Origin of the sequence: Bradyrhizobium icense, from assembly GCF_001693385.1 — a bacterium.
GTDB lineage: Bacteria > Pseudomonadota > Alphaproteobacteria > Rhizobiales > Xanthobacteraceae > Bradyrhizobium > Bradyrhizobium icense.
Genome location: NZ_CP016428.1, coordinates 7,015,462 through 7,028,418, shown reverse-complemented (window position 1 = coordinate 7,028,418; position 12,957 = coordinate 7,015,462). Strand labels below are relative to the sequence as shown.

Sequence of the window (12,957 nt, the reverse complement as noted above, 5' to 3'; positions counted from 1 at the left end):
GAAGGCCGCTCACGCCACGAGCGCCCGCGCAATCGCGCCCGCAGCCTTCACGGCGTCGTTGGGATCGAGTTCGATCTGCAGGCCGCGCTGGCCGCCATTGAGGAACACGCTTGTATGGCCGAGCGCGGCTTCTTCGATCGCGACCGGCACGCGCTTCTTCTGTCCGAACGGCGAGATGCCGCCGACATGATAGCCGGTCAGCCGTTCGGCATCCGCCGGCCGCATCATCTTCGCCGCCTTGGCGTTGAAGGCGGCCGCGAGTTTTTTCATGCTGACCTCGCAGTCAGACGGCACCACGGCACAGACCGGCCTGCCGTCGACTTCGGCCATCAGCGTCTTCAGCACGCGCGCCGCGTCGACGCCGAGGGCTTCCGCCGCCTGTAAGCCAATGCTCGCTGCATCCGGGTCGTAGTCGTAAGCGTGCAGGGCGAATTTCACGCCGAGCTTTTCCAGCGCTACCGTTGCACGGGTGGTTTTGGACATGGCCTTTCCGTCATTGCCGAATGTTAATGCGATTCTCGCCCGCGCAAGGCCGGGATGGCCAGGATTTTACGGGGATATCAATGGGTTGGAGCCGCTCTAAGGCCCTCTTAAAGCCGCCTTCTTGCTTGCCTAGATCACCTGCTTCCTTTATCCGGTGGGGCGCCCTGCACGCGAGCGGCCCCGGCCGTGATTTTGGCTGGGCGAGCTAGAGCATGGTCCGGAAACGTCAGTACCGGTTCTCCGGTGAAATCATGCTGGAACCAAGAGATTTGCAGGGAACACCTTAAAAATGGCCAATGTTGTCGTCGTCGGCGCCCAGTGGGGTGACGAAGGGAAGGGCAAGATCGTCGACTGGTTGTCGGAGCAGGCCGATATCGTCGTGCGCTTCCAGGGCGGCCATAATGCCGGTCATACGCTCGTCATCAACGGCGAGACCTACAAGCTCGCGCTGCTGCCGTCCGGCGTGCTGCGGCCGTCGAAGCTTGCCGTCATCGGCAATGGCGTGGTGTTCGATCCGCAAGCCTTCCTCGACGAGGTGGTGCGGCTGAAGGGCCAGGGCGTCGCCGTCGGTCCGGAAAACCTGCGCATTGCCGAAAACGTCACCTTGATCCTGCCGATGCACCGCGAGCTCGATGCGCTCCGCGAATCCGCCAACACGGCCACCGCGATCGGGACCACGCGCCGCGGCATCGGCCCGGCCTATGAGGACAAGGTCGGCCGCCGCGCGATTCGCCTGATGGACTTAGCCGACCTCGACACGCTGCCGCACAAGATCGACCGCCTGCTGGCGCACCACAATGCGCTGCGGCGCGGCCTCAATCTCGAGGAGATCGACGGCAACGGCATTCTGAAAGAGCTTACCGCGCTGGCGCCAAAGCTTTTGCCCTATGCGGAGACGGTGTGGCGGCTGCTGGATCTCAAGCGCCGTGAGGGCAAGCGCATCCTGTTCGAGGGCGCGCAGGGCGCGCTGCTCGATGTCGATCACGGCACCTATCCCTACGTCACTTCGTCCAACACGGTGGCCGCACAGGCCGCGACCGGCACCGGCATGGGCGCGAGCGCTGTCGGCTATGTGCTCGGCATCTGCAAGGCCTATACGACGCGGGTTGGCCAGGGCCCGTTCCCGACCGAACAGGACAACGAGATCGGCCGCAAGATCGGCGAGCGGGGCCGCGAGTTCGGCACCAACACCGGCCGCCCGCGGCGCTGCGGCTGGTTCGATGCCGCCTTGGTGCGGCAAACCGTCCGCACCTGCGGCATCACCGGTCTGGCGCTGACAAAACTCGATATTCTCGACGGCTTCGACACCATCGAGGTCTGCACGGGTTATATGCTGGACGGCAAGGAAATCGACCATCTGCCAGCGGGCGAGGGCGCCCAGGCCCGGGTGGTTCCGGTCTACGAGACCATCGAGGGCTGGAAAGAGCCGACCGCCAATGCCCGCTCCTGGGCGGACTTGCCGGCCCAGGCCATTAAATATGTCCGCCGGGTCGAGGAACTCGTGGGTTGTCCGATTGCATTGCTTTCCACGAGCCCCGAACGCGAGGATACTATCCTGGTACAGAACCCGTTCGAGGCTTAACGGGATGTTACCGCCGGGTCTGCAGTATTGAAGAGAAATGGCTGATTATTACCCGCTGATCGCACGCGCTATCGCCGGCCTGGACCCCAATGCTCCAGGCGAGAGCCGTCGTGCGCTCTATGAGCGGGCGCGCACCGCGCTGATCGCGCAGTTGCGCAGCGTGCAGCCGCCGCTTTCCGAATCCGAAATCACTCGCGAGCGGCTGTCGCTGGAAGAGGCCGTGCGCAAGGTCGAATCGGAAGCGGCCCAACGCGCCCGCGAGGCTTCGCGGCCCGGCGCTGGCGGGGCCGCGCGCGGCGGGGATGCCTTCCGCCGCGCCAATGCCCGCCCGCCCGAAGCGGCTGCCACGCCGCCGGGTACGCCGCGCCCGCGGCCGCCTTCGCAAGGCCCCTCGCGCGACGGCCGTCCGCCGCTTGGTCAGGACGAGCCGCGACCGCCGCGCAACCTGCGTCCCGATGCGTCGCCGCCCGGCGCGCCGCGCCCGCAGCCGCCGCAGATTCCGACGCAGGACGCCGGCCTGCCGCCACCGCCGCCCCGCGAGCGCGGCCCCCGCCGCGGCCCAGAGAATGGCGGCCCGCCGCCGATGCCGCAGCCGCCGGGAATGCGCGGCTTCCGCGACATCGCCGCCGATGCCGACGATCTTGGCCGCGCCGCCGCGCAAGCCAACCGCAACGCGCGGAAAACCTATGCCAACGTGCCGTCGCCCTCGCCGGAATTCGACCGGCTCGAGCCGAGCATGGAAGACCGCGGCGCCGATCCCGAGGTGCCCTATTCGTATGACGAGTCGGCGGAGGAAGCCGACCGCCACGCGCCGCCGCCGCTGCGCGATCGCCCGCGGCTGTCGCAGGACCGCGACCGCGAGCCTCCGAATAAGCGCACCCGCACGGGCGCCGCGTTTCCGTTCAAGAGCGCGATTGCCGTCGGCATCGTGCTCATTCTGGTCGGCGCCGGCATCCTGTGGGGCAAGTCGGTCGTCACAGCCGTGAGCGGCCTGTTCAAATCCTCCTCCGTCGTGGAAGCGCCAAAGGATCCGGCCGCGCCGCAGTCGCGCCCGAAGATTCCGGATCGCGTCGGCCAGCCCTCGCCGGGCGAAAACGTCGCGCCGGTGGCGCAGCGCGTCGTGCTGTATGACGAGGACCCGTCCGATCCCAAGGGCAAGCAATATGTCGGCTCGGTGATCTGGCGCACCGAACCGATCAAGGCGAGCGGCAACCAGAAGCCGGACATTGCCGTGCGCGCCGACATCGAGATTCCCGACCGCAAGTTCAAGATGACGATGTCGTTCCGCCGCAACACCGATACCTCGCTGCCGGCGAGCCACACCGCGGAATTGACCTTCATCCTGCCGCAGGATTTTTCCGGCGGCGGCGTCGGCAACGTGCCGGGCATCCTGATGAAGTCCAACGAGCAGGCGCGCGGCACGCCCCTCGCAGGCCTCGCCGTGAAGGTCACCGACGGCTTCTTCCTGGTCGGCCTCTCCAACGTCGATTCCGACCGCGCCCGCAATTTGCAGCTTCTGAAGGAGCGCTCCTGGTTCGACGTGCCGCTGGTCTACGTCAACCAGCGCCGCGCCATCATCGCGATCGAAAAGGGCTCTCCGGGCGAACGCGCGTTCAACGACGCGTTCGCGCTGTGGGGAGAGTAGCTACGGCGAGCGCCGCCGATGCGCGCTCAAGCCCGAACTGATATCCGCCGCAGCAATCCATCGATTGCCGCGGGCGTCGCCAAACAATCCACACACGAAAACGGCCTCAGCATTGCTCCCGCCGAGGCCGTTTTGCATTCGGCGTCAACTGAGGCGACCGGTCTACTGCGCGGCAGCGGCTCGCCTCCGGGCGGCGCCTTCGCGCTCCATCACGGCGCGGCAGCCCGGACTGAGCTGCGCGCGGTGCCTGACCATGCAGGCGGTGATTCGCTGGACGTTGGGCACTTCATGGCCGCAGAACCGCATGGCGTCGCCGGTGCACATCTGCTGCGCCTCCGAGAAGGCGAGGCTTGGGCGTGCGGAAAGCGCGGTCGCCGCGACGGCGAGGGCGAAGAGAAGTGCGATCTTGCTTGTATGATGGATGGTCATTGAGCCGTTCCCCAAGGGTTGCGTGCGAAGGGTTGCGTGCGGTGCTGGCCGCTGTTCATTGGGGGCGCTGCACGCGGTTTGCGCTGCCGCACGCGTCATCCATCACGCGGGAGTCACCCGGTGTGGTTGCTCGATTTCTGCCGATGTTCGAATCAAAAGTGCTGCGCCGTCCAAAGTGAATTATGCGCCAACGCTGCGAAGCTGCAATGGCTCGCGCCAACACTTCCTGGACTGTTGCGAGCGCGCCACGTCGGGCGAAGCGCAGATGCAAGACAACTCGGTTTTGACGGCTGCGCTTTTGCCTGGTCCATTGGGGTAGTCCATGGGTTTCGAAGAAGGAACAGGGCGGATATCCGCGCGGCCGTCTTCGGAACGGCGATTTCGCCCGGCTGTCGGCCCATGGGCATGACCTTTCCTTCGCTACCAAACTCCGTACAAATGCGGAAAATTCCGGATCCGGAACAACCACCCGTTAGGGAAGACCGGGTACGATCAGTGGCTATTGCTCGCGCGCGCCTCATTGCTTTCGTTGGAGTGAAAGGGCTGCCGAAACCAGCCTTTCGAGTGGCACTCACATGCTCGTTGCTTCCGCTGCCGATGGATTCACGAAGATGCCGGCGATCCGCGCGATGGGTTGGCCCCGGCCGGAGGCGTTGCGGCGACCCTGGACGATCCGGATGGAGCTGAGCTAGCCATGCCAGCCGCATCGTCGAGCCTGCGCGCGGAGTTGAACGGCGCCGAAAAGGAGGGACCCGAGCACGATGCCCGAATTTTCGGGGAGGTGACGGACCTGTTCCTGTCCAACGTCGATCGGCTCGGAGACTCGCAGATCGCTGCAGTCGATGGCGTGCTCGCCCACCTGATCGAGCGGGTGGACGCGAAAACCGTGGTCCAGCTCAGCGAAGCCCTTTCCACCATCGACCGGCCTCCGCGTCAGACCATTCGCAAGCTCGCATTTCACGAAAACCACGTGCTGGCGGCGCCGGTTCTCAGATGCTCCAACTGCCTGGTGGATGCCGACCTTCTTGAAATCGTCAAGAGCCGCAGCCAGCACCATCTGCTGGCGATCTCGGACAGAAAGATCCTCAATGAGGCGCTGACCGATGCGCTGATGCGATTTGGCGACGTCAACGTCTCCAATGCGCTTGCGCGCAACGCCGGCGCGCTTCTCCGAATGCGGCTATGCGACGCTGGTGGGACGGGCTGAGCGTGACGAAGTCCTCGCGGAAAAGCTCGGTCTTCGGTTGGACATTCCCGGCAGCCTGCTGCGGGAACTGCTGGACAAGGTCGCCGACGTGGTTCGCGCGCGGTTCCTGACGGCCTCGCGACCCGTTGCACGGCAGAGAACCAAAGGTTCTGTTGCGGCAAGCGCTGGACAGGGCGCAGCCCGGAAGGCGATTGACTATACAAAGGCGCAAAGCGAAGTCGTTGCGCTCAATCGCACGGGCAAGCTCAACGATTCGATCGTGAACCGGTTTGCGGTGAGGGGTGAATACGCGCACGTCGTCGCTGCGCTTGCGCTAAAGGCCGACGTCAAGATCGAGGCCATCGAACCCCTGCTCGAGCCCGACCGGGTATACGGCCTGATCGTCGCGTGCAAGGCGGCGCTGCTGAGCTGGTCGACGACCACTATGATCGTCCGCAACCGTCCGAACTGTCCGCCATCCACCGACCGGGAACTCGAGCAATGCGTGGCGATCTATGAATCGCTCCTGCTGTCGGTAGCGCAGTGGACCATTCGGTTCGGCTCCGACCGGATTCTCGGGAAGAAGAGCGAGCCCCCGGCGGCTGTAGCGGCTGCCGGTAGAAGGTAGCCAAGAAGCTTACACACGACGGCTCCGCTCATGCGGGGATGGCTTCATTGGCGCGGTTGCTAGCCAGTGCAGTGTAATGACGAAGATATTCTTGCGCCATCCGCCTTGCCGTAAACCTCTTTTCGAAATGCCTGCGCACCTGGCTTCGATCGAGTTCGGAAAGTCTTCCGATCGCTTCGACCGCTTCTGCTTCATCCGCTACGACAAAGCCGGTAATGCCGTTGTCGATGACCTCGGGCACCGAGCCTGATTTGAACGCGATGACGGGCGTGCCGCACGCCATCGCCTCGATCATGACAAGCCCGAAGGGTTCTGGCCAATCGATCGGAAACAATAGCGCCGCAGCGCCCGCCAGAAACTGCCGCTTGGCATCATCATTGACCTCACCGGTGAGCTGGACCTGCTCGCCATCGATCTGCGGCTCGAGTTGTTCCTTGAAGTAACTTCTATCTCCGCGTGGCACCTTCGCGGCGATACGAAGCGGCATCTTGGCGGCGCGCGCGATCCGGATGGCGGCTTCCGGTCCTTTCTCCGCCGTCAGCCGGCCCAGGAAGGCAAGGTAAGAGCCGGCCTCGAACGAAGGCCGAAACAGGTCGGCCGGCAGGCCATGATAGATGGTGCCGATCCAGTTAGCCTCATGCAAGGGAGTGCGCTGATTATCCGATATCGAAACGAACGGCGCGTCGGGAAAGTGACGGACCACGTCCGCAAAGCCGGGCAAGTCCATCCGCCCATGGCAGGTGGTCAGAAACGGGACGCCAAGCCGGCTCAGAAGCGGCAGGTGCAGCCAATCGATATGCGCGTGAATGACATCGAACTCGGTCGCGTTGCGGGCGACGGCTTCCAATAACGCCGCCTGGGCAACCATCGGGTCGGTCCGCGGCCGGCCGAGGCGAAGAGCCCGAGGCCAAACGGCATGAAGCCGGGCTGACACAACCGAGTCCCCGCTGGCAAACAGCGTCACCTCATGCCCCAGGCTCACCAACTCATCGATCAGCCACGCCACCACGCGCTCCGTGCCGCCGTAAAGCTTGGGCGGAACGCTTTCGGCCAGAGGCGCCATTTGGGCAATCCGCATCGGCGTTTTCACCATCGAGATGCCGGGGCTTGTCGAACCCGCGCCTTTTAGACTACCGGCCGTTCGTGTTTGGATAGCAGGTCGAGCCAATCCTCTAATAGTCGGCTCATCAGAAAGTTCTGCCGCACGCTTTCTTTCGCACGCGCACCGAGCTCCTCCCGCAGCTTCGGATTCTTCAAGAGCCGGACCATTCTTGCGGCCGCCTGATCGGGCGTGCTCACCAGAAATCCGTTCCATCCGTCCTTGATCTGGTGCCGGATGCCTCCCACGTCGCCGCCGATGACGGCGGCGCCCTTCCACATTGCCTCAGTGACCGTGAGACCGAAGCCTTCGCGGGTCGACTTCTGCAGAACGACCGCGGCAGAGCGCTGCAGCGCGTTCACCAGGGTTGGATCGTCGACGCTGAGAACAATGATATCTTCATCGGCTGCGCTCTCGATTGTTTCGAGGATCTTCCCGCCCTCGGGATCGTCGGAGGCATTGTTGCCGATGAGCACGAGCGTGCAGTCGACCTGCTCTCTCGCCTTGCGGAACGCCTCAATCACGCCCATAGGGTCTTTCCATCGGTCGAACCTGGAAATCTGCGTCACCAGGGGACGGTCTGTCGGAATTTTGTAGTTGCCCAGGAATTCCTGTCTCTCGCGGTCGGACATTTCCCGGTTCTTCGCCGAGAACGGATCAATCGCCGGGGTGACGAAATGCTGGCCGACCTGAAGATCCTGGCCGTATTCCTGTAGCGAGAAGATCGCCGCGCTATATTGCTCGATGAACTTGCGCAGATAACTCCATACCGGAGCGTGCGGCGACGACAGATCGACGTGACATTGCCAGAGCCACGGCATTTCCCGATCGGAAAAATGCGTGATCAGCGGTAGAGGCTGGGGATCATGCACGATGACGGCGTCGCAATCGTCGAGATGAAGCCGCGTGGCATTTTCGAAGACGACCTGTTCGTAGATCGTCTTTTCAGCGTCGGAAAACTCCAGGCTGGTGCCCTGCAGCGTATTGTGCAGCTTCTTCGTGCAGCCAAAGAAGCCCGGCGTTCCCTGAATCAAGTGCCAGTCGGTTTCGATGCCGGTCGCGTTCATCATCAGCGTGAGCGGCGTGAGCAGTTCGGTGACGCCTCCGCCGTAGAACGTCGAACTGATATGGGCGATGCGCATCGTGCGCACCCGATCAGCCTTGGCCGCGATGCGCTCGACCGCCGCAGCGCCGATGAGCGGCTCGTACTGTTCGAGCGTATGCAGCCCGAGGGTGGACCGTTGAACGGCAGAAGTGAGCATGGACATCAAACGGTCGCCTCCACGGTTATCGCATTCGCGGCAATGCCGCCTCACGTTCCAAATCTCGGTACGTTCGCGCCACGGCTGCCCTTCGCGGGCCTGACGCCATGCCGCTTTTTCCCGTCAGCAATAATTCCGAAAGCGCGTGGAAGTTGCTTCGGTCTTACGTTCGGCCGTTTTCATATTGCTGAACGTTCGTTCATCTGGCTCAGCGGCAATGCTGGTCCTGTCGGTAATTCTCGCGCAAATGGGAGGGTGGACCGGAAAATTTACTTGGCCCTTGGGCTACTGTCCTGGAGTAACGAGCGCCAGGATGCCGTTACGTGAAACGCTATCTGATCTTCGGAGCTATCGGCCCGTTTGTCGGTGGACAGGCTACGTAGGTCAATCGGGAGACCGGAGGCCCGACGAATTGAGCCACTCGCTGACATGAGAGGCGGTTTCCGCAAACTGGGCTCTGCGCATAAGCCTGTCCTTCTCCGGACCCGGCGGTGCGCTTTGGGCCTTCTCATGCAGTCGCTCCACCTGCTCTGAGATGCGCTTGTCGAGAGGATCAGTTTGTTTGAAACGGCGCCGCTTCCGCATAGCGCTGCTCCCTGTTTAGTTAGGCAACGAAACGACCCCGGCCGGGCAATAGGGGGTGTCACCGGGGCCGCTCCGCTCTCTCCTAACGGAGAGAAAGTTTTGCCGCTTTTTCCCAACGCCGGCGCGGGCTTTTCACAATCTCTTTAGTGGACTACGCGAAGAAAATAATAGCCGAGACCACCGACCACGATGACGGTGGGGACGGCCCAAAGCAGCAATACTGGCATGGTGTCCTCCTCCATTTTATTATCTGTTCAAAAACGGGCGAAAGAGCATGATGTTCCAGGAACCGAGCCGGGTCAGTTAAATGCTCGGATGGCTTTTAATCCTGTCATTCCAAATGAAGGGCCCTCTTTTGTTGCTCAAGCAGGCAGCGGTTAAGTCGCGCGTCACTTGGTCCGTCGACCTCCCGGCAATGAAAGGGAGCGCGGGTTCCATTTTTTACAAATACAAATATTGAAGCTCAGCGCCTTTATATCGCTAGCACCAGTCGATCTCGTAGGCGGTAAAGACGAATGCGTTTCCAGCCGCGCGAGCCAACCTTTCCCTACATCGGCCGTGCGCCTCGCGAGCAATGGCCTAAACAACGGCCCCGGCCGGGCAATCGGGGGTTGTGCGGGACAAATTTACTTGGCACTTGAGCTCCTGTAATGGAAAAGGCATCGCAGGAGGCAGTGCCATGAAACGCTATCTGATCTTCGGGGCCGTCGGCCCGTTCGTCGGCGGGTTTCTGATGCTGTTCGCAACCACGATGGCCTCGGGCTACTGGATCGACACCAACTGGCCGGAGATCCGAAAATTTCTCGGCGCATTCGTCAAGACGCTGCAATACAGCTATTTGTTCGGCATCGTGCCGGCGTTGATGATCGGCGCCATCGACGACATTCTCTGTCACGTCAAGCGCATCTCTCCGGCGGTGCGGCTGTTGATCGTGGCTGCGATCGGCTTCACTGCATCCGAGTTGATCTATGGCTCGCGCGGGCCGGATACCGGCGTGCTGCAGTTTTTGCTCTACGGCATCGTCGGCATGGTGCCTGCGGCCCTGTCGTCGTGGCTTGCGCATCGATACGCGGACGAGCGTCAGCCAGTGCATTCGACGTAATTCACCACGCACGTCGATGTTCGTTCCCTCCGGTCGTTAGACTTTAGTCCCTGTCTTTTCTCGTCCCTTGGTCTGGATACCTGAGCGCCGCGTCCGCGCGTAGCTTTCGCGGCGAACACGTGGAGCGCCATCGGCGCTTTGATCCGCCAGATCGCTGCAGCCGAAAGAGCTGAGGCGCAGGTCGAGAGGACAGAGGATGAACTACGGCATCGGAATAGCGCTGGTGGCGGTAGCCGCCGTGCTCTTGTACGCCGGATGGCCCGACAAGGACGGGCGCAGTCCCCGCTTCCTGCGGTTCAATGCGGCCCTGGTGCTCTACCCTCCGCTCGTGCTGGTGTTTCTGGCCTTCGGCTCGGCGCTGCTGATAAACGCGCTGTGAAGCGCGTGATGCAGTCGCCGGCGCACGATCCGCAAAGAACGAAACTGTTCGATCCCGAACGCGCGATCGGCTATCCGGCCGCGCTGGCGATGGCCAGTATTCGCTGCCGCTGCCGGCTCGCCGCGGCGTCGATCAGCATTCGTCCGGCCCAACGATAGACATTCCATTCCCGGACCTGCTGCCGCATCAGCCGCATTCGCTCCTGCTGTTCGTTCGGCGGCATCCGAAGGGCCGCTGCCAGGGCCGACGACATTTCCTGCGTATTGTAGGGATTGACGATGAGGGCTTCCGCGAGTTCTCGGGCTGCCCCCGTGAAACTGGACAGCACCAGTACGCCTCGCTCATCGTCGCGCGAAGCGACGAACTCCTTGGCAACCAGGTTCATCCCGTCGTGAAGGCTGCTTACGATGCAAACGTCTGCGGCTCTGAACAGCTTGAAGACCTCGGCCGACTCGTGGTGTTGGATCACCAGCCGAACCGGCTGATATGCGGCGTCGCCGTGGCGTGAATTGATGTCCCGGGCCAGGGCCAGCGCCTCTTCCCTCAACGAACTGTAACTTGCCAGCTTGCCGCGCGACGGAGCTGCCACCTGCAGGAACGTGAAGCGGCCCTTCCACGAGGGATCGCGGGTCAGCAGGTCGTCGACCGCCTTGATCCGGTCGAGAATGCCCTTGGTGTAATCCAGCCGCTCGATGCCAACCGCAAGCTTGGCCGTGGGCGCGATCCCGATCGCCTGGCGCACTTCGGTTCGGCAACGCTCGACCGGGGGCTGTCCGGCGAGCGCCGCCGGCGGCCACTCGATCGAAATCGGATATGCGCGCACCATTGTTTCGTGTCCCTTCGACGTGACCGTGGCGTGCTCCCGGTCGATGCGGCTCTCGACGAAGCGGTCGACGGTTTCGAAGAAATTGTTGCAGTGGAACTGGGTATGGAGCCCGAGGATCGTGCTGCCGAGCAGGCCGTCTATGATTTCCTCCTTCCACGGACAGATGCTGAAGGTTTCCGCATTCGGCCATGGAATGTGCCAGAAGGTGATGATCGTGGCCCTTGGCAGGCTTTGGCGAATCATGCGCGGAACCAGGGCAAAATGATAATCCTGTACGAGCACGACAGGATCTTCGGTCTTGGCTTCATGAATCACAGCGTCGGCGAAACGCCGGTTGATCTTGCGATACTGCTCCCAGTCGGATTGCCGGAACTGTGGCCGCACAAAAGCGATGTGACACAATGGCCACAAGCCTTCGTTGGCCAGGCCATAGTAGTAACCATCCTGCTCTTCGTCCGATATCCAGATGCGCCGGAGCGCGTAGGAGGGGGCCCCCGGCGGCACGTCGATCTTGTCCTCGCGGTTTGCGGTCTCGCGATCCGCAGTCCCGCTGCCATGTGCTATCCACGTTCCACCACAGGCGCGGATGACCGGCTCGAGCGCCGATACGAGGCCGCTTGCCGGCGTCTGTATGGCGATCTGCCCGCCTTCCTTGTTGTGAATGTAGGGCTCTCGATTCGAGACGATCAGAACCTCGGCACCCGGCAATATTTCATGAAGCAGCTTCTGCAGAGTGGTCGGCGACCAGTCGACCTGCGGCGAGATCGCGTCCCGGCCGCCCTCGAGTTCTCCAATCAGCTTCTTGATTTCCGGATGGATCGCATACCAGCCGGATGGGGACCCCGTCGGGATTGATCCGGACCTCATTTCGTCGATTGCCCGCCGCAGGGAACGCATCCAGTCACGCAGCACCACGATGACGAATATCGCCGCCGCTCCGGCGATCGCGGTTCCTGCAGCGCCAAGGGTGGCGATCAGGAAGGCCTGTGCCTGTCCGGAACGCGCGTCCACAAAACTCAAATCGTGGAGGATTATCAGGTGGGCTCTTTGAGCCTTGTCGCCGATAGGGAACGCCCCAACCAGCACACGGCGGCCGTCGTCCACAATGGTGGAGAAGCTTTCGCCGTCGGAACGGGCAACCTTCCCGCACGAGAAAGTCGCCGGCATCAGTTTGGTCGGATTGAGCAACCGGCTGTCACGGTCGCAGAGGCCGACCGCAAGAATTCGTTCGTCGGCGGCGACATTCTCGAAGATCGACGAGATGCGCAACGCTTCGACGTCGGACATCGCGCGAACCAATGCATTCTGGATTGCGTTGTAAACCAGTCGGGACCGGCTCTCGACGTCGCTTCGAGACCATTGTTCTATCAGCCGCTTGGAGAGAGGCGAAATTGCCAGTGCGAGTGCGAAGATCAAGATAAGCCAGAGGCCGACATATTTCACCGGTCGAACTATCTGCTTGTGCACGCGCAACCTCACCATCAAATAAGCTCCGCCGCGCATGCAGCCGGCGATGATTCCGGTCCGGTTGTTCGGCAGGGCGTGGACGAGCCCGCTCGGTCGGAACCGGTGGAAGCCTCGATCTGCCTGTCCCGGTCAACCAGTTCGGGATGATTGGAGGGAGCACGCTCTCTTGACATTGGAGTGTCACGCCGGCCTCCTGACGGCGACGCTTCCAACTAAGCACAGATGACCGTGTCGGGGAGCGGGATTGCCGGCGGCGAACGTCAGGAATTACCTGACCTCAGCCG

At 62.6% G+C, this 12,957-nt stretch carries 10 protein-coding genes and 1 pseudogene; 6 read left to right on the top strand and 5 right to left on the bottom strand.

Annotation, left to right across the window (positions count from 1 at the left end):
* Positions 1-9 precede the first annotated feature (9 nt).
* Entirely contained in the window at positions 10-483 is a 474-nt protein-coding gene (gene ybaK, locus LMTR13_RS32535) for a Cys-tRNA(Pro) deacylase (protein ID WP_065731326.1), read from the bottom strand.
* Between the two features lie 289 nt (positions 484-772).
* On the opposite strand from ybaK, the gene LMTR13_RS32530 reads away from it, so the two are divergent.
* Together LMTR13_RS32530 and LMTR13_RS32525 are read left to right on the top strand one after the other, a co-directional pair.
* Entirely contained in the window at positions 773-2,065 is a 1,293-nt protein-coding gene (locus LMTR13_RS32530; RefSeq protein ID WP_065731325.1) for an adenylosuccinate synthase, read from the top strand.
* A 37-nt stretch (positions 2,066-2,102) separates the two neighbouring features.
* The gene (locus LMTR13_RS32525) at positions 2,103-3,710 is read left to right on the top strand and encodes a hypothetical protein (protein WP_065731324.1); all 1,608 of its coding nucleotides are present in this window, start codon (positions 2,103-2,105) and stop codon (positions 3,708-3,710) included.
* A gap of 162 nt (positions 3,711-3,872) precedes the next feature.
* On the opposite strand, the gene LMTR13_RS32520 is transcribed toward LMTR13_RS32525, so the two are convergent.
* Positions 3,873-4,139 (bottom strand): hypothetical protein, encoded by a 267-nt coding sequence (locus tag LMTR13_RS32520; protein ID WP_065731323.1) that lies wholly within the window; start codon positions 4,137-4,139, stop codon positions 3,873-3,875.
* Between the two features lie 694 nt (positions 4,140-4,833).
* Between LMTR13_RS32520 and LMTR13_RS43915 the strand changes: the two are divergent.
* A pseudogene (locus tag LMTR13_RS43915) lies at positions 4,834-5,953 on the top strand (DUF2336 domain-containing protein).
* Between the two features lie 28 nt (positions 5,954-5,981).
* Here the strand turns inward: LMTR13_RS43915 and LMTR13_RS32510 are convergent.
* Together LMTR13_RS32510 and LMTR13_RS32505 are read right to left on the bottom strand one after the other, a co-directional pair.
* Entirely contained in the window at positions 5,982-7,031 is a 1,050-nt protein-coding gene (locus LMTR13_RS32510) for a glycosyltransferase family 4 protein (protein WP_065733147.1), read from the bottom strand.
* A gap of 47 nt (positions 7,032-7,078) precedes the next feature.
* Entirely contained in the window at positions 7,079-8,320 is a 1,242-nt protein-coding gene (locus LMTR13_RS32505) for a glycosyltransferase (protein WP_197520952.1), read from the bottom strand.
* 768 nt (positions 8,321-9,088) lie between these two features.
* Between LMTR13_RS32505 and LMTR13_RS42075 the strand changes: the two genes are divergently transcribed.
* From LMTR13_RS42075 to LMTR13_RS32490, 3 genes are all read left to right on the top strand, one after another.
* The gene (locus tag LMTR13_RS42075; RefSeq protein ID WP_210184846.1) at positions 9,089-9,280 is read left to right on the top strand and encodes a hypothetical protein; all 192 of its coding nucleotides are present in this window, start codon (positions 9,089-9,091) and stop codon (positions 9,278-9,280) included.
* A 298-nt stretch (positions 9,281-9,578) separates the two neighbouring features.
* A complete protein-coding gene (locus tag LMTR13_RS32495) occupies positions 9,579-10,001 on the top strand; it encodes a DUF5413 family protein (RefSeq protein WP_065731321.1) in 423 nt (140 codons plus the stop codon).
* A gap of 196 nt (positions 10,002-10,197) precedes the next feature.
* Positions 10,198-10,380, top strand: coding sequence for a hypothetical protein (locus LMTR13_RS32490; protein WP_065731320.1), 183 nt, complete (start codon positions 10,198-10,200; stop codon positions 10,378-10,380).
* Positions 10,381-10,450: 70 nt separating this feature from the next.
* Here the strand turns inward: LMTR13_RS32490 and LMTR13_RS32485 are convergent, their stop codons facing one another.
* Positions 10,451-12,688 (bottom strand): alpha,alpha-trehalose-phosphate synthase (UDP-forming), encoded by a 2,238-nt coding sequence (locus tag LMTR13_RS32485; RefSeq protein ID WP_065733145.1) that lies wholly within the window; start codon positions 12,686-12,688, stop codon positions 10,451-10,453.
* Positions 12,689-12,957: the final 269 nt, after the last annotated feature.